Source organism: Streptomyces sp. NPDC049541 (genome assembly GCF_044465725.1).
Taxonomy (GTDB): Bacteria; Actinomycetota; Actinomycetes; order Streptomycetales; family Streptomycetaceae; genus Streptomyces.
Map to the genome: position 1 here is coordinate 1,149,505 of NZ_JBITLY010000001.1, position 23,576 is coordinate 1,173,080.

20 protein-coding genes are annotated in these 23,576 nt (G+C 70.7%); 16 read left to right on the forward strand and 4 right to left on the reverse strand.

Going from position 1 to position 23,576, the window contains the following annotated elements; all coding sequences use genetic code 11:
* Nucleotides 1–87 precede the first annotated feature (87 nt).
* On the forward strand, nt 88–480 hold the full coding sequence (locus ACIBW9_RS05250) for a DUF3040 domain-containing protein (protein ID WP_115908659.1): 393 nt from the start codon (nt 88–90) through the stop codon (nt 478–480).
* Nucleotides 481–700: 220 nt separating this feature from the next.
* Here the strand turns inward: ACIBW9_RS05250 and ACIBW9_RS05255 are convergent, their stop codons facing one another.
* From ACIBW9_RS05255 to ACIBW9_RS05270, 4 genes are all read right to left on the reverse strand, one after another.
* Nucleotides 701–3,205 carry a DUF3488 and DUF4129 domain-containing transglutaminase family protein gene (locus ACIBW9_RS05255; protein ID WP_398951348.1) on the reverse strand — a complete coding sequence of 835 codons (2,505 nt, stop codon included), beginning with the start codon at nt 3,203–3,205 and terminating at the stop codon, nt 701–703.
* Nucleotides 3,202–4,575, reverse strand: coding sequence for a DUF58 domain-containing protein (locus ACIBW9_RS05260; RefSeq protein ID WP_398951350.1), 1,374 nt, complete (start codon nt 4,573–4,575; stop codon nt 3,202–3,204). Before ACIBW9_RS05260 ends, ACIBW9_RS05255 begins: the two co-directional genes overlap by 4 nt.
* Nucleotides 4,575–5,615 (reverse strand): AAA family ATPase, encoded by a 1,041-nt coding sequence (locus ACIBW9_RS05265; protein ID WP_389086248.1) that lies wholly within the window; start codon nt 5,613–5,615, stop codon nt 4,575–4,577. Before ACIBW9_RS05265 ends, ACIBW9_RS05260 begins: the two co-directional genes overlap by 1 nt.
* 236 nt (nt 5,616–5,851) lie before the next feature.
* Nucleotides 5,852–6,460, reverse strand: a complete 609-nt coding sequence (locus ACIBW9_RS05270; protein WP_398951352.1) for a beta-class carbonic anhydrase — start codon at nt 6,458–6,460, stop codon at nt 5,852–5,854.
* Nucleotides 6,461–6,817: 357 nt separating this feature from the next.
* Between ACIBW9_RS05270 and rsmH the strand changes: the two genes are divergently transcribed.
* From rsmH to ACIBW9_RS05345, 15 genes are all read left to right on the forward strand, one after another.
* A complete protein-coding gene (gene rsmH / locus ACIBW9_RS05275) occupies nt 6,818–7,774 on the forward strand; it encodes a 16S rRNA (cytosine(1402)-N(4))-methyltransferase RsmH (protein WP_398951354.1) in 957 nt (318 codons plus the stop codon).
* Between the two features lie 55 nt (nt 7,775–7,829).
* Entirely contained in the window at nt 7,830–8,351 is a 522-nt protein-coding gene (locus tag ACIBW9_RS05280; RefSeq protein ID WP_398951356.1) for a septum formation initiator family protein, read from the forward strand.
* Nucleotides 8,352–8,356: 5 nt separating this feature from the next.
* Nucleotides 8,357–10,324, forward strand: a complete 1,968-nt coding sequence (locus tag ACIBW9_RS05285; RefSeq protein ID WP_398951358.1) for a penicillin-binding transpeptidase domain-containing protein — start codon at nt 8,357–8,359, stop codon at nt 10,322–10,324.
* 215 nt (nt 10,325–10,539) lie between these two features.
* Complete coding sequence (locus ACIBW9_RS05290) at nt 10,540–12,060, forward strand: UDP-N-acetylmuramoyl-L-alanyl-D-glutamate--2,6-diaminopimelate ligase (protein ID WP_398951360.1); 1,521 nt, start codon at nt 10,540–10,542, stop codon at nt 12,058–12,060.
* Nucleotides 12,061–12,064: 4 nt separating this feature from the next.
* Nucleotides 12,065–13,480: a UDP-N-acetylmuramoyl-tripeptide--D-alanyl-D-alanine ligase gene (gene murF / locus ACIBW9_RS05295; protein ID WP_398951362.1), complete on the forward strand. Its 1,416-nt coding sequence runs from the start codon at nt 12,065–12,067 to the stop codon at nt 13,478–13,480.
* Nucleotides 13,477–14,550 carry a phospho-N-acetylmuramoyl-pentapeptide-transferase gene (gene mraY, locus ACIBW9_RS05300; RefSeq protein ID WP_181922491.1) on the forward strand — a complete coding sequence of 358 codons (1,074 nt, stop codon included), beginning with the start codon at nt 13,477–13,479 and terminating at the stop codon, nt 14,548–14,550. The genes murF and mraY overlap by 4 nt, the downstream gene beginning before the upstream one ends.
* Nucleotides 14,532–15,950 carry a UDP-N-acetylmuramoyl-L-alanine--D-glutamate ligase gene (murD, locus tag ACIBW9_RS05305; RefSeq protein WP_398951365.1) on the forward strand — a complete coding sequence of 473 codons (1,419 nt, stop codon included), beginning with the start codon at nt 14,532–14,534 and terminating at the stop codon, nt 15,948–15,950. Before mraY ends, murD begins: the two co-directional genes overlap by 19 nt.
* 258 nt (nt 15,951–16,208) lie before the next feature.
* On the forward strand, nt 16,209–17,570 hold the full coding sequence (ftsW, locus tag ACIBW9_RS05310) for a putative lipid II flippase FtsW (protein ID WP_398951367.1): 1,362 nt from the start codon (nt 16,209–16,211) through the stop codon (nt 17,568–17,570).
* Between the two features lie 6 nt (nt 17,571–17,576).
* On the forward strand, nt 17,577–18,674 hold the full coding sequence (murG, locus tag ACIBW9_RS05315; protein ID WP_398951369.1) for an undecaprenyldiphospho-muramoylpentapeptide beta-N-acetylglucosaminyltransferase: 1,098 nt from the start codon (nt 17,577–17,579) through the stop codon (nt 18,672–18,674).
* Nucleotides 18,675–18,699: 25 nt separating this feature from the next.
* Nucleotides 18,700–19,494 (forward strand): cell division protein FtsQ/DivIB, encoded by a 795-nt coding sequence (locus ACIBW9_RS05320; protein ID WP_398951371.1) that lies wholly within the window; start codon nt 18,700–18,702, stop codon nt 19,492–19,494.
* Between the two features lie 277 nt (nt 19,495–19,771).
* Nucleotides 19,772–20,968, forward strand: coding sequence for a cell division protein FtsZ (gene ftsZ, locus ACIBW9_RS05325; protein ID WP_398951373.1), 1,197 nt, complete (start codon nt 19,772–19,774; stop codon nt 20,966–20,968).
* Nucleotides 20,965–21,702 carry a peptidoglycan editing factor PgeF gene (pgeF, locus tag ACIBW9_RS05330; RefSeq protein WP_398951375.1) on the forward strand — a complete coding sequence of 246 codons (738 nt, stop codon included), beginning with the start codon at nt 20,965–20,967 and terminating at the stop codon, nt 21,700–21,702. The genes ftsZ and pgeF overlap by 4 nt, the downstream gene beginning before the upstream one ends.
* A 5-nt stretch (nt 21,703–21,707) precedes the next feature.
* Nucleotides 21,708–22,427 carry a YggS family pyridoxal phosphate-dependent enzyme gene (locus tag ACIBW9_RS05335; protein WP_398951377.1) on the forward strand — a complete coding sequence of 240 codons (720 nt, stop codon included), beginning with the start codon at nt 21,708–21,710 and terminating at the stop codon, nt 22,425–22,427.
* 128 nt (nt 22,428–22,555) lie between these two features.
* Nucleotides 22,556–23,197: a cell division protein SepF gene (locus ACIBW9_RS05340; RefSeq protein ID WP_115908675.1), complete on the forward strand. Its 642-nt coding sequence runs from the start codon at nt 22,556–22,558 to the stop codon at nt 23,195–23,197.
* Between the two features lie 73 nt (nt 23,198–23,270).
* Nucleotides 23,271–23,555 (forward strand): YggT family protein, encoded by a 285-nt coding sequence (locus tag ACIBW9_RS05345; protein WP_016435858.1) that lies wholly within the window; start codon nt 23,271–23,273, stop codon nt 23,553–23,555.
* The last annotated feature ends 21 nt before the right edge of the window (nt 23,556–23,576 follow it).

Consider the following 23,576-nt stretch of genomic DNA (forward strand, 5'->3'; position numbering starts at 1 on the left):
AGGGGCGGGTTTCAAGGGGGCGATTCCCTGCCTATCCTGAAGGGACCCCCCGGGTCGCCCCGGCGACTGCACGATGAGGAGGACTCCGTGCCGCTCTCGGAGCACGAGCAGCGCATGCTCGAGCAGATGGAGCGAGCGCTGTACGCCGAAGATCCCAAGTTCGCGTCGGCGCTTGAGGGAAGCGGGCTGCGTACGTACACCCGGCGGCGGGTCTACCAGGCGGTCGCGGGCTTCCTCGTGGGTATCGCGCTCCTCATGGCTGGAATGGTGGCCAAGCAGGTCTGGCTCAGCGTGGTGGGCTTCCTGGTCATGCTGGGATGTGCCGTGCTCGCCGTGACCGGCTGGCGCAAGGCTCCCAAGCCGGGCGAGCAGCCCGCGGCCGGTGCCCCGCACGCGCGCCGCCAGGGACGGCAGAAGCGCTCCGTGATGGACCGCATCGAGCAGCGCTGGCAGCGCCGCCGCGACGAGCAGGGCCACTAGCTCCTCTTCCGCCGTCCGTCCCGGACGGTTCCTCGCAGACACAGGTGAGGGGGTGACCACCCCGGCGGGTGGTCACCCCCTCACGTATGCCCGGAAGACCGGCGTGGGGGGGGGGGGCGCCCCCCCCCCCCCCCCCCCCCCCCGGCCGGGGGGGGGGGGGCCCCCCCCCCCCCCCCCCCCCCCCCCCCGGGCCGGCCCCCCCCCCCCCCCCCCCCCCCCGTCAGCCGCTCTGCTGCCCGGAGGGGCGCCGCACCCGCACCGACCAGCGCTCGGCACAGCGGGCCTTGAAGGCCGTCCAGCGGTCCGTGAGATCCCACACCGCGCGGACGGCCGACCGGGGCGCCACGACCGCGCGCACCCGCGTGGCCCAGCCGGCCCTGGACCGCAGCGCCGCCCGCAGGCTGCGCACATGGTCCGCCAGTCCCGGCACGTCCCGCGGCTCGGGTGCGAACAGCACCTGCTCCACGGCGCCCGCCACCCGGTGCACCGACTCGGCGGTCGCCGCGTCCAGCTGCCCCAGCCGCACGATGCGTGCGGCCGCCTTGCGCGGGGTCAGGGCGTCGTCCGGCACGATGCCGTAGTCCCAGGCCGTGTCGGTGAGTTCCCCCCAGACGGCCAGGACGTGGCCCGCGGCCACCTGCGCGGCGTACCGGGCATCCGCCTGCACCGAGAGCGCCGTCACATCGACATCGCCCGAGCTCCCCGCGTCCGCCCCCCGCGCCTTGCGGCCCTCCCGCGCCCACGCCGGGGTGGAGACGGCGTGCTGGGCCGAGGCCAGCCGCACCGAGCGCCGCCGCAGCCGCCACAGCATGGGCAGCAGCGGCACGGTGACCACCAGGAGCCCCAGCAGGGACCAGCCGGCGATCTTGTACCAGGGCAGACCTTCGTCACCCGGCTTGGCCGTCTCCAGCGGAAGCGCGGCGGCGCAGGCCTCGAGCTTCTTCTGCTGCGCCGAGCAGCTCGTGCTCGCCGAGGGCGCCGCCGAGGCGGACAGACCCGCCGACTGCGAGGGCCGCGACACCGGCGGGAGATTGTTGTCCGGCGTGTCCGACTGCGTGTACGCGGGGGTCACACCCCGGCTCGGGGTCGGCTCGAAGCGGGTCCAGCCCACCCCTTCGAAGTACAGCTCGGGCCAGGCGTGTGCGTCCTTCAACCCCACCGACACCGAGCCGTCCGCCTGGGGCGTGCCCGGGGCGAAGCCCACCGCGACCCGGGCGGGTATGCCCAGGCTGCGGGCCATCGCCGCCATCGCGAAGGAGAAGTGGACGCAGAAGCCCGTCTTGTCCTCCAGGAACTTGGCGATCGCCTCGGGGCCGGTGCCCACCTGGACCTGGGTGCTGTACTGGAATCCGCCGCTGAAGGCGAAGTAGTCCTGGAGCTTGACCGCCTGCTCGTAGTGGCTGGTCGCGCCGTCGGTGACCTGGCGGGCGGTCCTGGCCACCACCGCGGGCACCGAGTCCGGCACTTTGGTGTAGTCGCGCTTCAGGGCCGCGGGCGGCTCCGGAGCGTCGGCGAGCTGCTCCGCCGTCGGCTGCACATCGAGGCTCTTGACCAGATACGTCTTCCCGCGGGTGGTCTCGCCGTGGTCGCCGACCAGCGTCATGCCCACCGGTTCGTAACGCCACTTGCCGCTGACGTCCACGCCGCTGGGCGGGTACGGCATCGGCAGCCAGTCCTGGGCGTACCAGTCGGCAGCCGAGATCCGGGTCTGTATCTCCGCCCGCTTGATGTCCCCGCCGAGGCCGGCCGGGGTGGGGAAGGTGTCCGGTACGCCGGTGACGTGCCGCTTGGACGGTTTCCAGGTGCTGCCGTCGAAGTCGTCCAGGGACACGATCCGCAGGTACATGTTCGACAGGTCGTTGCTGTTCGTCTTCAGGGACAGGACCTCGCGGTCCTGGTCCACGTTCAGGCTGTCGCGCAGGGACACCAGGGGGTTCACCGCGGAGATCGTGCCGCCGCTGCCGTTGCCGCCGCCCACGCCCGTCCCGGCCGCGTCCAGCAGGCCGCCGTTCATCGCGGGCAGGGCGATCGGCACCATCAGGGCGACACCGAGCGCGACCACTCCGATACGGCGCCCGGTGCGCACCGGGGCCAGCGCGCCGGGCTCCCCGCCCGGGCCGCGCGCCGCCCCGCCGAAGACCCGGCCCCACTGCGAGAGCCGCTCGCGCCCCTCGGCCAGGAGCAGCATCAGATAGCCGCCCGCCGCGACCAGGAACCACAGCCAGTCGGCGCCGCCGTGGGACAGCCCCGCGGCGACGGAGTACAGAGCCAGCAGCGGCAGTCCGGCGGGGGCCGCGCTGCGGAAGGTCACCGCGAGGGTGTCCACCGCGAGACCGATCACCAGGACCCCGCCGACCACCATCAGCCGGATGCCGTCGGACTCCAGGGGCGCCGGGATCGCATACCGCGCGATGTCGTCACTGCCCTGCTGCAGCAGGTCCGCGAAGTGACGGAACGCCTCGGGGCCCGGCACGATGCCCATGAGGGCCTGCTGCCGGGCGAAGACCAGGTTCAGCATCATCAGCGTGACCAGGGCCTGCGCCGCCACCGTCAGCGGCCGGGCCAGCGGCACCCGCCGGGTCGCCGCGCCCACGCCCGTCTGCACGGCGAGCATGGCGGCCACCTGCAGGATCCAGGTGGCCGGCGAGACCAGCGGCAGCAGGGAGCAGGAGGCCATCAGCGTGGCCGCCCAGGCGCACAGCGCCAGTCGTGCCCGGCCGCTCATGAGCCCGTCCCCCCGCCGTTCGTCCCGCTCGTCGCGGCGAGGCCCGCACGCTCGCGGTCCGCCAGGCGCCACAACTCCGCGAGCGATGCGGCCCGCGGCACTTTCAGGGCCGTCCAGCCCGCCTCCCGCAGCATCCGCAGCCGTTCCTCGCTCCTGTCCGACGGGCCGGGCACATCGGTCGGTTCCCGCACCCAGGGGTTGCTGTCCAGCAGGAAGGCGAGCGCGCCTCCGCTGCGCTGGCGCATCTTGGCGACGATCGCGGCCTGCTCCTCGTCGAGGTCGCCGAAGAAGGCCACCAGCAGCCCCTCGTTCCCGCCGCGCAGCACGTCGTACGCCCTCGACAGGCCCGCCCCGTCGGAGTGGTCGACCACGGCGAGGGTGTCCATCATCAGGCCGGCCGCGTCCGCCGTCTCCTGGCTGGCGCCCGCGAAGCCGTCGGCGCCCTCGCCGGGCACCGAGTTGCCGGTGTCGGTCAGCAGCCGGACGGAGAAACCCCGTTCGAGCATGTGCACAAGGACAGAGGCCGCGCCCGAGACCGCCCACTCGAAGGCCGAGTCGGGGCCCGCGCCCTGGAAGGCGAGGCCCCGGGTGTCCAGCAGCACCGTGCAGCGGGCGCGCTGGGGCTGCTCCTCGCGGCGCACCATCAGCTCGCCGTAGCGGGCGGTCGAGCGCCAGTGGACGCGGCGCAGATCGTCGCCGTAGCGGTAGCCGCGCGGGATCACGTCGTCCTCGCCGGCCAGCGCGAGCGAGCGCTGCCGCCCGTCGCCGTACCCCTTGGACTCGCCGCTCAGGCGCACCGGTGGCAGCGCCTCCACACGCGGGATCACCGTCAGGGTGTCGTACGAGGAGAAGGACCGGGTCAGCTCGCACATCCCGAACGGGTCGGTCAGGCGCAGCTGCAGCGGGCCCAGCGGATAGCGGCCGCGCAGGTCGGAGCGGACCCGGTAGGACACCTCGCGGCGGCCGCCCGGCTCCACCCGGTCCAGGACGAAGCGGGGGCGCGGGCCGAGCACGTAGGGCACCCGGTCCTGGAGCATCAGCAGGCCCGTGGGCAGCCGTGAGACGTTGTCCATCCGCAGATGGACGCGGGCCTCGCTGCCGGCGGGCACGCGCGCGGGGGTCAGACGGCGGCTGCCGGCCACCCGGTAGCGCGTGCGGTAGAGGAAGAGCGTGCAGATCAGGGGCAGTGCGGCGAGCAGCAGACCGACCCGCAGCAGATCGCTCTGTCCCAGGACGTAGGAGCAGATGGCGGCCGCGATCCCGGCGGCCAGGAAGGAGCGTCCGCGGGTCGTCAGGCCCGCCAGGGCGGTTCGGACGCCGCCCTTGTCGCCGTGGCCGCTGTCCGGGTGGCCCGTCCCCCCGGAGGTCATCACAGCCTCCGCGGCGGCTGCTGGGGGTACGCGGGCGCACCGCGGCCGAGGCCGCCGAAGCCGGGCTGCTGCTGGGGCGCCGCGGGCACCGCGGTGCGCTGCAGGATCTCCTGCACGACCTGCTCGGAGGTACGGCGGTTGAGCTGGGCCTGGGCGGTGGGCAGCAGCCGGTGGGCCAGGACGGCGACGGCGAGCGCCTGCACGTCGTCCGGCAGCGCGTACTCCCGGCCGCTCAGGGCGGCGGAGGCCTTCGCCGCGCGCAGCAGGTGCAGCGTCGCGCGCGGGGAGGCGCCGAGTCTGAGGTCGGGGTGGTTGCGGGTGGCGGCGACCAGGTCCACCGCGTACCGGCGGACCGTTTCGGCGACGTGTACACCGCGCACGGCCTCGATGAGTTTCACGATGTCGTGCGCGTGCGCGACCGGCTGCAGGTCCTCCAGCGGGGAGACCCCGCCGTGCACGTCGAGCATCTGCAGCTCGGCCTCCACGCTGGGGTAGCCCACCGAGACCCGGGCCATGAAGCGGTCCCGCTGGGCCTCGGGCAGTGGGTAGGTGCCCTCCATCTCGACCGGGTTCTGCGTGGCCACCACCATGAAGGGGCTGGGCAGCTCGTAGGTCTGCCCGTCGATGGTGACCTGGCGCTCCTCCATCGACTCAAGGAGCGCGGACTGCGTCTTGGGCGAGGCGCGGTTGATCTCGTCGCCGATCACGATCTGCGCGAAGATCGCGCCCGGTTTGAACTCGAAGTCCCGGCGCTGCTGGTCCCAGATGGACACGCCCGTGATGTCCGAGGGCAGCAGGTCCGGGGTGAACTGGATGCGCCGCACCGAACAGTCGATGGACTTGGCCAGCGCCTTGGCCAGCATGGTCTTGCCCACGCCGGGGACATCCTCGATCAGAAGATGTCCCTCGGCGAGCAGTACGGTCAGCGAAAGCCGTACGACCTCGGGCTTGCCCTCGATCACTCCTTCCACCGAACTGCGGACCCGCTCCACAGTGGCAGTCAGATCTGTAAGGCTCGCTCGATCGTCATAGGTCGTCACCCGGCCCTCCTCGGCCCGTTCTTTCTCCGGGCCGACGCTTGCTGTGCGGACCGGCCCACCCCGAAACACGGACACCACGCGTGATTAGTTCCGCGTGACGCCACACTCCGCATTCTTGCTGCCGTTACCGTTTCGTGTCACTCGACTGTGGACAACTGGCTGCGGTATGTCGGGTTTTACGACGCTTGGGCTCCAGCATGCGCGGGATTTGCGAAAAACGAGCTGGGCCGAGCGCCTTACGCGGGGTCGATCTCGCGCAGCAGACCCGTCTTCACGTCGAAGACGAAGCCGCGTACGTCGTCGGTGTGCTGCAGGAACGGCGAGGTGCGCACCCGCTGCATGGACTGCCGTACGTCCTGGTCGACGTCCCGGAAGGACTCCACCGCCCAGGCCGGGCGCTGGCCGACCTCCATCTCCAGCTCGGTGCGGAAGTCCTCCGTGATGGCCTCCAGGCCGCAGCCCGTGTGGTGGATGAGGACGATGCTGCGGGTGCCGAGCTTGCGCTGGCTGATGGTGAGCGAGCGGATCACGTCGTCGGTGACGACGCCGCCCGCGTTGCGGATGGTGTGGCAGTCGCCGAGCTCGAGGCCGAGTGCGGCGTGCAGGTCGATCCGGGCGTCCATGCAGGCCACGACCGCCACGCGCAGCACCGGGCGGGCGTCCATCCCGGGGTCGGTGAATGCCTCGGCGTATCGTCCGTTCGCCTCGACCAGACGGTCGGTGACGGTGCCGCCGCGTATGGCGCCTTCGGACTCGGTGGGAACAGATGCAGAAGTCGTCATAACTATGACGGTACTGGTCACAGGCGATTCGGTCGCGGTGTGAGAGCGGGAGAAGAGCGTCATCACAGTCCTCTTGTGAGGTAACCCACACGGGCGGCGGAGGTGAAGCCGTACGGGTGAATTTCCCGGATTCGCGGCTTCACGCTCACGCCGGGGCGCGACGCGCAGGCCAGTTGATTGACCGCGAGACACCGTGGACTAAAGTGACGCGAAGCGGGAGGCGAGGTTCTCCCTGCTGGACTGCAATCCCCGGAGACCCCGGCTCGCACGGACGGTCTCCCCACGTGCGCGGCGCGTACGTACGGCTCGGCCTCCTCCCGCTCCCGGTCGGCTGACGCTCCTGGCGCCGGCAGACCTCCCCTTCACGAGCGGGCGGGGACCCGGCGGTGCGTATGGCCGCGCCGGATCTGAGAGGGCCCCTTGAGCCAGAGTCGACATGTCCCGGTGATGCTCCAGCGGTGCCTGGACCTGTTGGCCCCCGCCCTGCAGCGGCCGGGAGCGGTGGTCGTCGACTGCACCCTCGGCCTCGGCGGGCACAGCGAGGCCCTGCTCACCCGGTTCCCCGAGGCCCGGCTGGTCGCCCTGGACCGCGACAAGGAGGCGCTGCGCCTGTCCGGCGAGCGGCTCGCGCCCTTCGGCGAGCGGGCCACCCTGGTGCACGCGGTCTACGACGAGCTCCCGGACGTACTCAAGCGGCTCGGCATCGCGCGCGTGCAGGGCGTCCTGTTCGACCTCGGCGTCTCCTCCATGCAGCTCGACGAGGCCGACCGCGGCTTCGCCTACGCCCAGGACGCCCCCCTCGACATGCGCATGGACCAGACGACCGGCATGAGCGCCGCCGAGGTCCTCAACACCTACCCGGCCGGCGAACTCGTCCGGATCCTGCGGGCCTACGGCGAGGAGAAGCAGGCCAAGCGGATCGTGGCCGCCATCGTGCGCGAGCGTGAGAAGGAGCCGTTCAGCAACAGCGCACGGCTCGTCGAGCTGATCCGGGACGCGCTGCCGCAGGCCGCCAAGCGCACCGGCGGCAACCCGGCCAAGCGCACCTTCCAGGCCCTGCGCATCGAGGTCAACGGCGAGCTCTCCGTCCTGGAGCGGGCGATCCCGGCCGCGGTGCAGGCGCTCGACGTGGGCGGACGGATCGCCGTGCTGTCGTACCACTCGCTCGAGGACCGCCTGGTCAAGCAGGTGTTCGCGGCCGGAGCCGCCACCACCGCGCCCCCCGGGCTGCCGGTCGTGCCCGAGCAGTACCAGCCCCGGCTCAAGCTGCTCACCCGCGGTGCCGAACTTCCCACCGAGGAAGAGGTCGCCGAGAACCGGCGGGCGGCTCCGGCGCGACTGCGCGGAGCCCAGCGCATCAGGGAGTCCATCGAATGAGGGTGAACGAGTTGGCGAGCGAGCGGGCCTGGCGACCGGACTCACTGGAGGCCGTGTGAGCAGGAAACCCGAACTGAGGGGGCGGGCCGCTCGTCTCGCACGCCTCTTCCCCGGACCGGGAAGCCGTGCACAGGCGGCCCGCACTCCCTTCGTCCTGCTCGTCGTGCTCCTCCTGGGCGGGGGCCTGATCGCGCTTCTGGTGCTGAACTCCGCGCTCAGCGAAGGCTCGTTCAAGCTCGACGACCTCCAGAGGGACACCAAGAGCCTCACCGACGAGGAACAGGGGCTCCAGCGGGACATCGACTCCTACTCCGCCCCCGAGGCCCTCCAGCAGCGCGCCCGCGAGCTCGGCATGATCCCCGGCGGGGACCCCGCGTTCCTGAATCCCGACGGCACCGTCAAGGGCGTCCCCTCGGTCGCCGGCCGGCAGGCCGTCAGCCGGGCCGCCGAGCAGTCCGCGGTGCAGATGCCGCTCGTCCTGCTCCCGCCGCAGCCCGCCGCTGCCCCGCCGGCCGCCGGTGCGCCCGCCACCCCACAAGCCGATCCCGCCCAGACGACCACGACCCCCGGCAGGTGACGGAAGTGTCAGACACTTCTGGAGAAAGGCAACCGCCGCGCCGCCGCGTGCCCGGCCCCGCGCGCCCCGACCGCCCCGCCGCCGGTGCCCGGCGCCCGGGCTCCGGCGCCCGCCCCGCCCGCCGCCCGGCTCCGGGCCGCCCCACGGCCCCGGCCGCCCTGCGGCTGGGCAGCCCCCGCCCCAGGCTGCGCATGGTCAGCCTGGCGCTCACCCTGGTGCTGATCGCCTTCGTCCTACGGCTGCTGCAGGTGCAGGCCGTGGACGCGAGCGCCTACGCCGCCAAGGCCGACCAGAACCGCTACGTGGGCCATGTCCTGACCGCCGAGCGCGGCGGCATCCTCGACCGCAACGGCGTGGCCCTCGCGACCAGCGTGGACGCCTACGACCTCACGGCCGACCCCACGATGTTCACCCGCGAGCAGCTGAAGGTCGGCGACGGCCCCGAGCAGGCCGCGGCGCTCCTCGCGCCGATCCTCGGCATGGACCAGGACACGCTCGTCCACAAGCTCCGCCCCAAGAACAAGAAGCTGCGCTACGTCCTGCTCGCCCGCCGCCAGACCCCGCAGGTCTGGAAGCAGATCAAGGACCTGAAGACCGCGCTCACCGCGAAGGGGGAGAAGGACAAGTCCACGGTCAACGTCCTCGCCGGCGTCTTCGCCGACCCCAGCAGCAAGCGGATCTACCCCAACGGGGACCTCGCCGCCGGGATACTGGGCTGGGTCAACGACCAGGGCAAGGGCGGCGGAGGCGTCGAGCAGGAGCTCAACAAGGAACTGGCCGGCAAGGACGGCAAGATCCGCTACGCCCAGTCCGGCGGCCGCCTGGTGCCCACCGCGGGCTCCACCGAGACGCCCGCCGTGCCCGGCAGCGACGTCGAGCTCACCCTCGACCGCGACATCCAGTGGGCCGCGCAGAACGCGATCAGCCAGCAGGTGAGGAAGTCCGGGGCGGACCGCGGGTACGTGATAGTGCAGGACACCCGCACCGGCGAGATCCTGGCGATGGCCAACGCACCGGGCTTCGACCCCAACGACCTCTCCAAGGCGAACCCGAACGCCCTGCACAACTGGGCCGTCGAGGACGCCTACGAGCCCGGCTCCACCGCCAAGATCATGTCGATGGCGGCCGTACTCCAGGAGAACGTCGCCACCCCGCTGACGCATGTCGTCGTGCCGAACCGGCTGCACCGAGGCGACCGGCTCTTCAAGGACGACGTCGACCACGACACCTGGAACCTCACGCTCAACGGTGTGCTCGCCAAGTCCAGCAACATCGGCACCATCCTGGCCACCGGCCAGCTGGGCAGGACACAGGCGCAGGCCAACGACGTCCTCTACTCGTATCTGCGGAAGTTCGGCATCGGCAGCTACACCGGACTCGGCCTGCCCGGCGAGACCAAGGGCATCCTCGCTCCGCCCGCCAAGTGGTCGACGTCGCAGCAGTACACGATTCCTTTCGGCCAGGGCTTCTCCATCAACGCGCTGCAGGCGGCGTCCGTCTACTCGACCATCGCCAACGGCGGCGTCCGCATCCAGCCCACGCTGGTGCGCGGCACCAAGGGACCCGACGGGCGCTTCACCCCGACCCCGCAGCCCCAGAAGACAAGGGTCGTCAGCGAGAAGACGGCGAGGACCCTCGCCCAGATGCTGGAGTCGGTCGTCGACGACCGGGAGGGCACCGGCAACAAGGCGCGCATCCCCGGCTACCGGGTCGCGGGCAAGACGGGTACGGCCAACCGCGTGGATCCGGCCACCGGCCAGTACCGCGGCTACACCTCCTCGTTCGCCGGATTCGCACCTGCGGACAACCCCCGCATCACCGTGTACTGCGCCATCCAGAACGCCACGAGCGGGAGTTACTTCGGCGGCCAGATCTGCGGACCGATCTACAAGGAGGTGATGGAGTTCGCACTGAAGACCCTCCAGGTCCCGCCCACGGGTGCGCAGGCCGCGAACCTGCCCGTCACCTTCTGATCAGCGCAACCAGCCAGGAACGCTCCGTGACCATGATCACTCCCGACCCCGGCAAGCCGGGCACCCCTGCCCCCTCGCCCGCCCGTCACCCACCATCACCCTTGCCGGACCGCGCTGCGCGCGGGCCCCTCTTTGGCTCCCAAGCGGGTGGGCCCGGTACGCTCACCGCCGTGCCACACGCTGATCAGTCCCAAACCACCCAGAAGGGCGCATCCGTGACATACCCGGGGCCGCCCAGGCCGGTCCAGGTCTCCGCCACACCCCTCGCGGAGCTCGCCGATCAGCTGGGTACCGCCGCGCCGGACAGTCCCGCCGAGGTCACGGGCATCACCCATGACTCGCGCGCCGTCCGCCCCGGCGACCTGTACGCCGCCCTGCCGGGCGCCCGTCTGCACGGCGCCGACTTCGTCACCCAGGCCGCCGGCCTCGGCGCGGTCGCCGTGCTGACCGACCCGACCGGCGCCGAGCGCGCCGCCGCGACCGGTCTGCCGGTCCTGGTCGTCGACGCCCCGCGCGGGCGGATGGGCGAGCTGGCGGCCACGATCTACGGCCACCCGGGCCGCGATCTGCTCCAGATCGGGATCACCGGCACCTCCGGCAAGACCACCACCGCCTACCTCGTCGAGGGCGGCCTGAAGACCAAGAGCAACACCGGTCTCATCGGCACGGTCGAGATGCGCATCGGCGACGAACGCATCAAGTCCGAGCGCACCACCCCCGAAGCCACCGACCTGCAGGCCCTGTTCGCCGTCATGCGCGAACGCGGGGTCGAGGCGGTCGCCATGGAGGTCTCCAGCCATGCGCTGGTCCTCGGCCGGGTCGACGGCTGCGTCTTCGACATCGGCGTCTTCACCAACCTCAGCCCGGAACACATGGAGTTCCACTCCGACATGGAGGACTACTTCCGGGCCAAGGCGCAGCTGTTCACGCCGGAACGCAGCAGACTGGGCGTCGTCAACTTCGACGACGAGTACGGCCGCAGGCTGGTCGACGAGGCCGGCGTCCCGGTCGTGACCTATTCGGCCGAGGGCCACCCCGACGCCGACTGGCGCGCCGAGGACGTCCAAGTCGGCCCGCTGGACTCGACGTTCACCGTGATCGGCCCCGAGGGCGAGCGGATCGAGGCGAAGGCTCCGCTGCCGGGCGGCTTCAACGTGGCCAACACCCTCGCCGCGATCGTCGCTCTGGCCGCCGCGGGCCTCGACCCGCAGACCGCCGCCGACGGCATCGCCGCCGTGCCGGGGGTGCCGGGCCGCCTGGAGCGCGTGGACGGCGGACAGCCGTACCTCGCCGTCGTCGACTACGCCCACAAGACCGACGCCGTCGAATCGGTCCTGCGCGCCCTGCGCAAGGTCACCGAGGGCAGGCTGCACGTCGTGCTCGGCTGCGGCGGCGACCGGGACAGGACCAAGCGGGCGCCGATGGGCGCCGCCGTCGCCCGCCTCGCCGACACCGCCGTACTGACCTCCGACAACCCCCGCTCCGAGGACCCCCTCGCGATCCTTGCAACCATGCTCGAGGGCGCGGCGTCCGTACCAGCACACGAACGCGGCGAGGTCCAGGTCTTCGAGGACCGGGCCGCCGCGATCGCCGCAGCCGTCGCCCGAGCACGGCCCGGGGACACCGTGCTGGTCGCGGGCAAGGGCCACGAGCAGGGCCAGGACATCGCCGGGGTGGTCCGTCCCTTCGACGACCGCCAGGTGCTTCGAGAAGCCATCCAGAAGACCCAGGGATGAACTTGTGATCGCCCTCTCTCTCGCCGAGATCGCAGAAGTCGTCGGCGGGCAGACGCACGACATACCGGATCCGTCCGTCCAGGTCACGGCTCCGGTCGTCCGGGACTCCCGCGAGGTGCAGCCCGGCAGCCTCTTCGTCGCCTTCGTCGGCGAAAAGGTCGATGGCCACGACTTCGCAGCTCAGGTCGTCGAAGCGGGCGCGGTCGCCGTACTGGCGTCGCGCCCCGTCGGTGTGCCCGCGATCGTCGTCGAGGACGTCCAGAGCGCCCTCGGAGCCCTCGCCCGCCATGTCGTACGACGCCTCGGCGCGACCCTGGTGGCCCTCACCGGCTCCGCGGGCAAGACCAGCACCAAGGACCTGATCGCCCAGGTCCTGCAGCGCAAGGCGCCGACGGTGTTCACACCCGGCTCGCTCAACAACGAGATCGGGCTGCCCCTCACCGCCCTGTCCGCCACCGAGGAGACCAGGTTCCTCGTCCTGGAGATGGGTGCCCGCGGCATCGGCCACATCCGCTACCTCACCGATCTGACGCCCCCGAAGATCGGCCTCGTCCTCAACGTCGGCACCGCCCACATCGGCGAGTTCGGCGGCCGCGAGCAGATCGCGCAGGCCAAGGGCGAACTGGTGGAGTCCCTGCCGCCATCAGAAGACGGCGGAGCCGCGATCCTCAACGCGGACGACCCCCTCGTACGGGCCATGGCATCCCGTACCAAGGCGAAGGTGCTCCTCTTCGGAGAGGCCGACGAAGCGGACGTACGCGCCGAGAACGTGCGACTCACGGACAGCGGACAGCCTGCCTTCACGCTGCACACACCCTCCGGTGCAAGCGATGTGACCATGCGCCTGTACGGTGAGCACCACGTGTCGAACGCGCTCGCCGCGGCCGCCGTCGCCCATGAGCTGGGCATGTCCGCGGAAGAGATCGCCACCGCGCTCTCCGAGGCGGGCTCCCTCTCCCGCTGGCGCATGGAGGTCACCGAGCGACCGGACGGCGTGACCATCGTCAACGACGCCTACAACGCGAACCCCGAGTCCATGCGAGCCGCCCTGCGCGCGCTCGCGGCCATGGGCAACGGGCGGCGGACCTGGGCGGTGCTCGGCAAGATGGCCGAGCTCGGGGACGAGGCGCTCGCCGAGCACGACGCGGTCGGACGGCTCGCCGTCCGGCTCAATGTCGGCAAGCTCGTCGCGGTCGGGGGCAGGGAAGCGTCCTGGCTGCAACTGGGCGCATATAACGAGGGTTCGTGGGGTGAGGAGTCGGTGCACGTGTCCGACGCACAGGCGGCGGTCGACCTGTTGCGCAGCGAGTTGCGCCCGGGAGACGTCGTACTCGTGAAGGCGTCCCGTTCGGTCGGCCTCGAGAGCGTCGCCCAGGCGCTGCTCGAGACCGGTGCCGAGGGTGAGGTTGCCGCCCGATGATGAAGCAGATCCTGTTCTCGGGAGTCATCGGCCTCTTTCTGACGCTGGTCGGCACCCCGCTGCTGATCAAGCTGCTGGCCCGCAAGGGCTACGGCCAGTACATCCGGGACGACGGCCCGCGCGAGCACGCCAGCAAGCGCGGTACGCCCACCATGGGCGGCATCGCCTTCATCCTCGCGACGGTGGCCGCGTACTTCCTCTCCAAGGTCATCACCGGCTACGCGCCGAGCTACTCGGGTCTGCTGGTGCTCGGCCTGATGTGCGGCATGGGCCTGGTCGGCTTCCTCGACGACTACATCAAGATCGTCAAGCGGCGCTCGCTGGGCCTGCGGGCCAAGGCGAAGATGGCCGGACAGCTGATCGTCGGCATCAGCTTCGCGGTGCTCGCCCTGCAGTTCCAGGACGCCCGCGGCAACGCCCCGGCCTCCACCAAGCTGTCGTTCATCACGGACTTCGGCTGGTCGATCGGCCCGGTGCTGTTCGTGGTCTGGGCGCTGTTCATGATCCTCGCGATGTCGAACGGCGTGAACCTGACGGACGGTCTGGACGGTCTGGCGACCGGCGCCTCCGTGCTCGTCTTCGGCGCCTACACCTTCATCGGCGTCTGGCAGTTCCAGGAGTCCTGCGCCAACGCGCAGACCCTGACCAACCCCAGCGCCTGCTACGAGGTGCGCGACCCGCTCGACCTCGCGGTCATCGCCTCCGCGCTGATGGGCGCCTGCCTCGGCTTCCTGTGGTGGAACACCTCGCCGGCCAAGATCTTCATGGGCGACACCGGTTCGCTCGCGCTCGGCGGTGTCCTCACCGGCCTGGCCATCCTCTCCCGCACGGAGCTGCTGGTGGCCATCATGGGCGGTCTGTTCGTCCTCATCACCATGTCGGTGGTCATCCAGGTCGGCTCCTTCCGGCTCACCGGCAGGCGCGTCTTCCGAATGGCGCCACTCCAGCACCACTTCGAACTCAAGGGCTGGTCCGAGGTCCTTGTGGTGGTCCGCTTCTGGATCATCCAGGGCATCTGTGTGATCGTCGGACTGGGCCTCTTCTACGCGGGATGGGCAGCGGACAAGTGACCGACTGGCAGGGCAAGCACGTCACCGTCGCCGGGCTCGGCGTCTCCGGCATCCCGGCGGCCAAGGTGCTGCACGCGCGCGGGGCGATCGTCACGGTCGTCAACGACGGCGACGACGCACGCGCGCGTGAGCAGGCCGCCGAGCTGGAGGCGCTGGGGATCACCGTGCGGCTGGGTGACGGGGCGACCCTGCCGGAGGGCACCGAGCTGATCGTCACCGCGCCGGGCTGGAAGCCGGACAAGCCGCTGTTCGTCGCGGCCCGCGAGGCCGGTGTCGACATCTGGGGCGACGTCGAACTCGCCTGGCGCCTGCGGGGCCCGGACGCGGCCCCCTGGCTCGCCGTCACCGGCACCAACGGCAAGACCACCACCGTCCAGATGCTGGCGTCGATCCTGAAGGCCGCCGGGCTGCGCACCGCGGCCGTAGGCAACATCGGCGTCTCGCTCCTCGACGTGGTGCTCGGCGAGGAGCAGTACGACGTCCTCGCCGTCGAGTTGTCGAGCTACCAGCTCCACTGGGCGCCCTCCCTGCGGGCACACTCGGCGGCGGTGCTCAACCTCGCCCCCGACCACCTCGACTGGCACGGTTCCATGGAGGCGTACGCCGCCGACAAGGGCCGTATCTACGAGGGCAATCGCGTCGCCTGCGTCTACAACGTCGCCGACAAGGCCACCGAGGACCTGGTGCGCGAGGCCGACGTCGAGGAGGGCTGCCGGGCCATCGGGTTCACCCTCGGCACTCCGGGCCCCTCCCAACTCGGCGTGGTGGACGGCATCCTGGTCGACCGTGCCTTCGTGGAGAACCGGCAGAAGAACGCCCAGGAGCTCGCCGAGGTCTCCGACGTCAACCCGCCGGCCCCGCACAACATCGCCAACGCCCTTGCGGCGGCGGCCCTCGCGCGCGCCTTCGGGGTGCCCGCCGCGGCCGTACGCGACGGGCTGAGGAACTTCACCCCGGACGCGCACCGCATCGCGCATGTGGCCGACGTGGTCGGGGTCGCGTACGTCGACGACTCCAAGGCCACCAACACGCATGCGGCCGAGGCCTCGTTGGCGGCGTACGAGTCCATCGTGTGGATCGCGGGCGGGCTCGCCAAGGGCGCGACCTTCGACGAACTGGTCGCCAAGTCGGCAAAGCGACTTCGCGGAGTCGTCCTCATCGGCAAGGACCGCGCCCTCATCCGTGAAGCCCTCGCGCGACACGCGCCCGAAGTACCCGTCGTCGACCTCGACCGGACCGACACTGGGGCGATGCTCGCGGCTGTCCAGGAGGCCCAGCGGCTCGCGGCCGCAGGCGACACGGTGCTGCTGGCCCCGGCCTGCGCCTCGATGGACATGTTCGCCAACTACAACAAGCGCGGTGACGCGTTCGCAGAAGCGGTCCGCGAACTCGGCGCCTGACCCGGCCGCCTGCAGCCGGGCGACCTTGGGAGGGACGCGTGGGATCGTTGAGGGCCAGGTCCTTTCGTTGGGACCAGGGCGGCCGCGGGGAACGGCGCCTTGCAGCCGCCCCGGACGAGGTCTCGGGCAGCCTGCGGCTCCCGGGCGGCGGAGCCACGTCGATAAGCCGCGGCCGCGGCGGGCGGCGCGGATCGCCACACGCCGGTCTCCACACCGGGCCGATCCACCGCACAGGCGCTACGGACGGCGGAGGCCCCGATGCCCGGTAGCCGGACCGGGCGTCCGCCCGTGCAGGGGGCCGTCAGGCGGCCCGCCGCAGCCGGGCCGGTCCGCGAGAACCCGCTGCGCCGCTTCTACCTCAACGCCAAGCGCGCCTGGGACCGGCCGCTGACCGCCTACTACCTGATCATGGGCGGCAGCCTGCTGATCACCGTGCTCGGTCTGGTGATGGTCTACTCGGCCTCCCAGATCACGGCGCTGCAGATGTCCCTGCCGGGCTCGTACTTCTTCCGCAAGCAGCTCCTCGCCGCCGTCATCGGCGGTGTCCTGCTGTTGGTCGCCTCGCTCATGCCGGTGAAGCTGCACCGGGCACTCGCCTACCCGATTCTCGCGGGCGCGGTCTTCCTGATGGCGCTGGTGCAGGTGCCGGGGATAGGGATGTCGGTCAACGGCAACCAGAACTGGATCTCGCTCGGCGGTTCCTTCCAGATCCAGCCCAGCGAGTTCGGCAAGCTGGCGCTGGTGCTGTGGGGCGCGGACCTGATGGCCCGCAAGCAGGACAAGAAGCTTCTCAACCAGTGGAAGCACATGCTGGTGCCGCTCGTTCCGGTCGCCTTCATGCTGCTCGGGCTGATCATGCTCGGCGGCGACATGGGCACGGCGATCATCCTGACGGCGATCCTCTTCGGTCTGCTGTGGCTGGCCGGGGCGCCCACCCGGCTGTTCGTCGGTGTGCTGTCGGTTGCGGCCGCGATCGGTGTGATCCTCATCAAGACCAGCCCCAACCGCATGGCCCGGCTCGCCTGCATCGGCGCCACCGAGCCGAAGTCCGGGGTCGCCGACTGCTGGCAGGCCGTGCACGGCATCTACGCCCTCGCATCAGGCGGAATCTTCGGATCCGGGCTCGGTGCGAGTGTGGAAAAATGGGGGCAACTCCCGGAAGCCCACACGGACTTCATCTTCGCCGTCACCGGTGAGGAACTGGGCCTGGCGGGGACGCTGTCGGTGCTCGCCCTCTTCGCGGCTCTAGGCTATGCGGGTATCCGCGTGGCCGGACGTACGGAGGACCCCTTCGTCAGGTATGCCGCGGGAGGCGTGACCACCTGGATCACGGCCCAGGCCGTGATCAACATCGGTGCGGTGCTCGGCCTGCTGCCGATCGCCGGAGTCCCTCTCCCGCTGTTCTCCTACGGAGGATCCGCCCTGCTGCCGACCATGTTCGCCATCGGGCTGATGATCACGTTCGCGCGTGACGAGCCCGCTGCGCGGGCGGCGCTTTCCATGCGGCAACCCCGCTTTGGTAGAAAGCGGGCGGGAGGCGCCGTGCGGGATCGGGGGCCTCGGAGATGGAACACGATGCGACGGCGTGCCTCGGCGGCGCGCTCGTCCGGAGAGCGGTGAATTTCGGTGCATGTCGTACTCGCCGGTGGGGGGACCGCCGGCCACATCGAGCCCGCGCTCGCCCTCGCGGACGCCCTGCGCAGGCAGGACCCGACCGTGGGGATCACGGCCCTGGGCACGGAGCGCGGCCTTGAGACCACGCTCGTCCCGCAGCGGGGCTACGAGCTCGCGCTGATCCCGGCGGTACCGCTGCCGCGCAAGCCGACCCCCGAGCTGATCACCGTCCCGGGCCGGCTGCGCGGCACGATCAAGGCGACCGAGCAGATCCTGGAGCGCACCAAGGCGGACGCCGTCGTCGGCTTCGGCGGCTATGTCGCGCTGCCCGGCTACCTCGCCGCCAAGCGCCTCGGCGTGCCGATCGTGATCCACGAGGCCAACGCCCGCCCCGGCCTCGCCAACAAGATCGGCTCGCGCTACGCCGCCCGGGTCGCCGTCTCCACCCCGGACAGCAAGCTGCGCGACGCCCGCTACATCGGCATCCCGCTGCGCCGCACCATCGCCACCCTCGACCGGGCCGCCGCCCGCCCCGAGGCCCGCGCGGCGTTCGGCCTGGACCCCAACCTGCCCACGCTGCTGGTCTCCGGCGGCTCGCAGGGCGCCCGCCGCCTCAACGAGGTCGTCCAGCAGGTCGCGCCCTGGCTGCAGCAGGCCGGCATCCAGATCCTGCACGCGGTCGGCCCGAAGAACGAACTGCCGCAAGTGCAGCAGATGCCGGGGATGCCCCCCTATGTCCCGGTAAGTTACCTGGACCGGATGGACCTCGCGTACGCCGCGGCCGACATGATGCTCTGCCGCGCGGGCGCGATGACCGTCGCCGAGCTCTCCGCCGTCGGACTCCCGGCCGCCTATGTCCCGCTGCCCATCGGCAACGGCGAACAGCGGCTGAACGCCCAGCCGGTGGTCAAGGCCGGCGGCGGGCTGCTGGTCGACGACGCGGAACTGACGCCCGACTGGGTACGGGCCAACGTCCTGCCCGTGCTCGCCGACCCGCACCGGCTGTACGAGATGTCCCGCGCCGCCGCCGAGTTCGGCCGCCGGGACGCCGACGACCTGCTCGTCGGCATGGTGTACGAGGCGATCGCCGCCAAGCGTGCACACCACTAGGCACGTGTGACGAAAGGCAGGAAGCGTGGCCGGACCGACGACCGCCGAGCGCGGTGAACGCCAGCAGGAGTCGTCCGGCCCGCCTCCGGCGCGGCGGTTGAGGCTGCGCCGCCTTCGTGTGATCATCATCCTTGTCGTGCTGCTCGTCCTGCTCGGGGCGGGCACGGTCTGGCTGTTGTACGGCTCGCAATGGGTGCGCGTGGAGCGCGTATCGGTCTCCGGAACCCGGGTGTTGACGCCCGCCGAGGTGCGCGAGGCCGCCCAGGTTCCGGTCGGGTCGCCGATGATTTCCGTCGACACCGATGCGATTGAGACGCGACTGCGGCGGAAACTGCCCCGAATTGACACGGTTGACGTGGTCCGTTCCTGGCCCCATGGAATCGGGCTGAAAGTGAGCGAGCGTACTCCGGTTCTCATTGTGCAAAAGGGTGGAAAGTTCGTCGAAGTGGACCGCAAGGGTGTCCGTTTCGCCACGGTTTCCGAAGCCCCGAAAGGCATTCCCGCACTGGAATTGAGCACCTCCTCCTCCCAGTCCGCCGCCGCGAGCCTGCGGCGCTTCGGCGAGGACCGTCTGGTGGCGGAGGCGGCGCTCGTCGCCCGCGCCGTTCCGGCCGCCGTCGCGCGCGTCACCGAGGCCGTCAAGGTCCGCTCGTACGACGACATCTCACTGGAGTTGAGTGACGGCCGGAACGTCCTGTGGGGGAGCAGCGAGAAGGGCGCCGCGAAGGCCCGTACGCTCACCGCACTCATGAAAGCGGCGCCGGATGCGCGGCACTTCGACGTCTCGGTTCCCACCGCCCCTGCGTCATCGGGGAGTTGACGCACATCCGCGCAGGCCAGCACCCTGGCTGGGCAGCGCTATGGCTGATCACATAGGGTGAAAAGAAAAACGGGAGGTTCGGCGTGTTCGTTGAACGTGCGCCACTTGTCGACTTAGTGTCCTGTTCGGAAGACTCCAGCGAACAGTCACACTGGTAACCCTAAACTTCAACGTTAGGGTTCGGGTCGGCGTAACGGACCGTCCCATTCGGCATCAGTCGCCGGATCGCATCCTCTGCGAAGCGGCGACACGTAACTCGAGGCGAGAGGCCTTCGACGTGGCAGCACCGCAGAACTACCTCGCAGTCATCAAAGTCATCGGTGTCGGCGGCGGTGGTGTCAATGCCATCAACCGGATGATCGAGGTCGGTCTCAAGGGCGTCGAGTTCATCGCCATCAACACCGACGCGCAGGCGCTGTTGATGAGCGACGCCGACGTCAAGCTCGACGTCGGCCGCGAACTCACCCGCGGACTCGGCGCCGGAGCCAACCCGGCCGTCGGCCGCAAGGCCGCCGAGGACCACCGCGAGGAGATCGAGGAGGTCCTCAAGGGGGCCGACATGGTCTTCGTGACGGCCGGTGAAGGCGGCGGCACCGGCACCGGCGGCGCGCCCGTCGTGGCCAACATCGCCCGCTCCCTGGGCGCCCTCACCATCGGCGTGGTCACGCGCCCGTTCACCTTCGAGGGACGGCGCCGCGCCAACCAGGCCGAGGACGGCATCGCCGAACTCCGCGAAGAGGTCGACACCCTCATCGTCATCCCGAACGACCGGCTGCTGTCCATCTCGGACCGCCAGGTCTCGGTGCTCGACGCCTTCAAGTCGGCGGACCAGGTCCTGCTCTCCGGTGTGCAGGGCATCACCGACCTGATCACCACCCCCGGCCTGATCAACCTCGACTTCGCCGACGTCAAGTCCGTGATGTCCGAGGCCGGTTCCGCCCTCATGGGAATCGGCTCGGCCCGCGGCGACGACCGCGCGGTGGCCGCCGCCGAGATGGCGATCTCCTCGCCGCTCCTCGAGGCGTCCATCGACGGCGCCCGCGGGGTGCTGCTCTCCATCTCCGGCGGCTCCGACCTCGGCCTGTTCGAGATCAACGAGGCGGCCCAGCTGGTCAGCGAGGCCGCCCACCCCGAGGCCAACATCATCTTCGGCGCGGTCATCGACGACGCCCTCGGCGACGAGGTGCGGGTCACCGTCATCGCCGCCGGCTTCGACGGCGGCCAGCCGCCGGCCCGCCGCGAGACCGTCATGGGCTCCACCTCGTCCTCGGCCCGCCGCGACGAGCCCACTCCGGTAAGGCAGCCCGAGAGCCGCCCGTCCTTCGGCTCGCTCGGCAGTGTCACGCCGAAGGAGGACCCGGAGCCCGCACCGGAGCCGGCGAGCGAGATCACGGCCGCCCCGCCGGTCCCGCCGTCGCGGACCTACGCGGACAGCGCGGCCGAGGAACTGGACGTGCCGGACTTCCTGAAGTGATAGGACAGCGCTCCGAAACGAGCACCGTGAACGGCGCGCACTTCGCCTTCACCGACCGGTGGGGCGGGGTGAGCGCCGTTCCGTACGAGGAGCTCAACCTCGGCGGTGCCGTCGGCGACGACCCCGGTGCCGTACGGACCAACCGCGAACTGGCCGCCAAGTCCCTCGGCCTGGAACCGGCCCGGGTGGTCTGGATGAACCAGGTGCACGGCGCGGAGGCGGCGGTGGTGGACGCCCCGTGGGGTGATCGTCCGGTGCCCGAGGTCGACGCCGTCGTCACCGCGCAGCGTGGTCTCGCCCTCGCCGTCCTCACCGCCGACTGCACGCCCGTTCTGCTCGCCGACCCGGTCGCCGGGATCGTCGCCGCGGCGCACGCGGGGCGGCCCGGGATGGTCGCGGGGGTCGTCCCGGCCGCCGTACGGGCCATGACGGAACTCGGCGCCGAGCCGGGCCGGATCGTCGCCCGCACCGGCCCCGCCGTCTGCGGCCGCTGCTACGAGGTGCCGGAGGCGATGCGCGCCGAGGTGGCCGCCGTCGAACCGGCGGCGTACTCCGAGACGAGTTGGGGCACGCCGGCGGTGGATGTGACCGCCGGCGTGCACGCGCAGCTCGAGCGGCTCGGGGTGCACGACCGGGAGCAGTCGCCGGTGTGCACGATCGAGTCGGCCGACCACTTCTCGTACCGCCGCGATCGAACCACGGGGCGACTCGCGGGATATGTCTGGCTGGACTGAGGGGCATGAGGGACCGTAAGGACGAACTCGCCGAAAACCTGGCGAAGGTGGAGCGTCGTATCGCCGCCGCCTGCACCGCCGCCGGACGCAAGCGCGAGGAGGTGACCCTGATCGTGGTCACCAAGACGTATCCGGCGAGCGACGTGCGGATTCTGTCGGAACTCGGTGTGCGGCACGTGGCCGAGAACCGCGACCAGGATGCGGCGCCCAAGGCCGCGGCCTGCTCGGATCTGCCCTTGACTTGGCATTTTGTGGGTCAATTGCAGACCAACAAGGTGCGATCCGTGGTCGGTTATGCCGGATTGGTGCAGTCCGTCGACCGCGCCCGGCTGGTCACGGCGCTCTCCAGGGAGGCGGTGCGGCAGGAGCGCGAGATCGGCTGTCTGGTCCAGGTCGCGCTCGACGCCGAAGAGAGCGGACGCGGGGAGCGCGGGGGCGTCGGACCCGGCGGAGTCGAAGAGTTGGGTGAGCTGATCGCCGGGGCGCCGGGTCTGCGGCTGGACGGACTGATGACCGTCGCGCCGCTCACCGGGCCCTACGCCGGGCGCGAACTCGCCGCGTTCGAGCGGTTGATGGATTTGTCGACGGACCTGCGCCGAGCTCATCCGGCTGCGAACATGGTCTCGGCAGGAATGAGTGCGGACCTCGAACAGGCCGTGGCCGCCGGAGCGACACATGTACGCGTCGGTACCGCGGTACTCGGAGTCCGCCCCAGGCTCGGGTAACGTCGCCAGGAAGTCGGACCACAGCAGAAAATATGGTCAGTGCCACCGAAGGCGGGCGCAACGACCTCGTGGATCGCGGGCACTTGGCAGTCGTCAGCCGATCCACCACAGAGCGGAGGACTCAGAGCATGGCCGGCGCGATGCGCAAGATGGCGGTCTACCTCGGCCTCGTGGAGGACGATGGGTACGACGGCCGGGGATTCGACCCCGATGACGACTTCGAGCCCGAACTGGACCCCGAACCCGAACGGGACCACCGGAGGCACGAGCCGTCCCACCAGTCCCACGTAGCACATCAGTCCCAAAGGGATGAAGAGGTGCGAATCGTACAACCGCCCGCCGCGCGCGAGCCGGTCGCACGTTCCGCTTCGCTCCCCGCGGAATCCGGCCGTCCGGCGCGCATCGCGCCCGTGGCGTCCATCACACAAGAACGCGCAAGTCTGGAGAAGAACGCACCGGTGATCATGCCCAAGGTCGTGTCGGAACGAGAGCCTTACCGGATCACCACGCTTCACCCGCGGACCTACAACGAGGCCCGTACCATCGGGGAACACTTCCGTGAGGGCACCCCGGTGATCATGAATCTGACTGAGATGGATGACACAGATGCGAAGCGACTTGTCGACTTTGCGGCCGGTTTGGTGTTTGGTCTTCACGGCAGCATCGAGCGGGTGACCCAGAAGGTGTTCCTGTTGTCTCCTGCTAACGTCGATGTCACGGCGGAGGACAAGGCCCGCATCGCAGAGGGCGGGTTCTTCAACCAGAGCTGAGACGCACGACCGGAAACAGCAGTACAAAGTAGTACCCAGCAGCACGGAAACAGGGGAGAGGTAAGCACCAGCAATGAGCGTGGTCCTGGATGTCATCTACATCGCGCTGATGTGCTTCCTCATCGTGCTCATCTTCCGGTTGGTCATGGACTACGTCTTCCAGTTCGCCCGCTCATGGCAACCCGGCAAGGCGATGGTGGTCGTTCTGGAGGCCACCTACACTGTCACCGATCCACCGCTCAAGCTTCTGCGGCGGTTCATCCCGCCGCTGCGTCTCGGGGGCGTGGCGCTCGACCTGTCCTTCTTCGTACTGATGATCATCGTCTACATCCTGATCTCGATCGTGAGCCGGCTGTGATGAGCGATGTGACCTACCGTC

What these genes read in the sequence shown, in the direction of transcription:
- ACIBW9_RS05255 (WP_398951348.1), bottom strand. Translation starts at nt 3,205, where the DNA reads ATGAGCGGCCGGGCACGACTGGCGCTGTGCGCCTGGGCGGCCACGCTG.
- ACIBW9_RS05260 (WP_398951350.1), bottom strand. Translation starts at nt 4,575, where the DNA reads ATGACCTCCGGGGGGACGGGCCACCCGGACAGCGGCCACGGCGACAAG.
- ACIBW9_RS05270 (WP_398951352.1), bottom strand. Translation starts at nt 6,460, where the DNA reads ATGACGCTCTTCTCCCGCTCTCACACCGCGACCGAATCGCCTGTGACC.
- mraY (WP_181922491.1), top strand. Translation starts at nt 13,477, where the DNA reads ATGATGAAGCAGATCCTGTTCTCGGGAGTCATCGGCCTCTTTCTGACG.
- murD (WP_398951365.1), top strand. Translation starts at nt 14,532, where the DNA reads ATGGGCAGCGGACAAGTGACCGACTGGCAGGGCAAGCACGTCACCGTC.
- ftsW (WP_398951367.1), top strand. Translation starts at nt 16,209, where the DNA reads ATGCCCGGTAGCCGGACCGGGCGTCCGCCCGTGCAGGGGGCCGTCAGG.
- ACIBW9_RS05335 (WP_398951377.1), top strand. Translation starts at nt 21,708, where the DNA reads ATGAGGGACCGTAAGGACGAACTCGCCGAAAACCTGGCGAAGGTGGAG.
- ACIBW9_RS05340 (WP_115908675.1), top strand. Translation starts at nt 22,556, where the DNA reads ATGGCCGGCGCGATGCGCAAGATGGCGGTCTACCTCGGCCTCGTGGAG.
- ACIBW9_RS05345 (WP_016435858.1), top strand. Translation starts at nt 23,271, where the DNA reads ATGAGCGTGGTCCTGGATGTCATCTACATCGCGCTGATGTGCTTCCTC.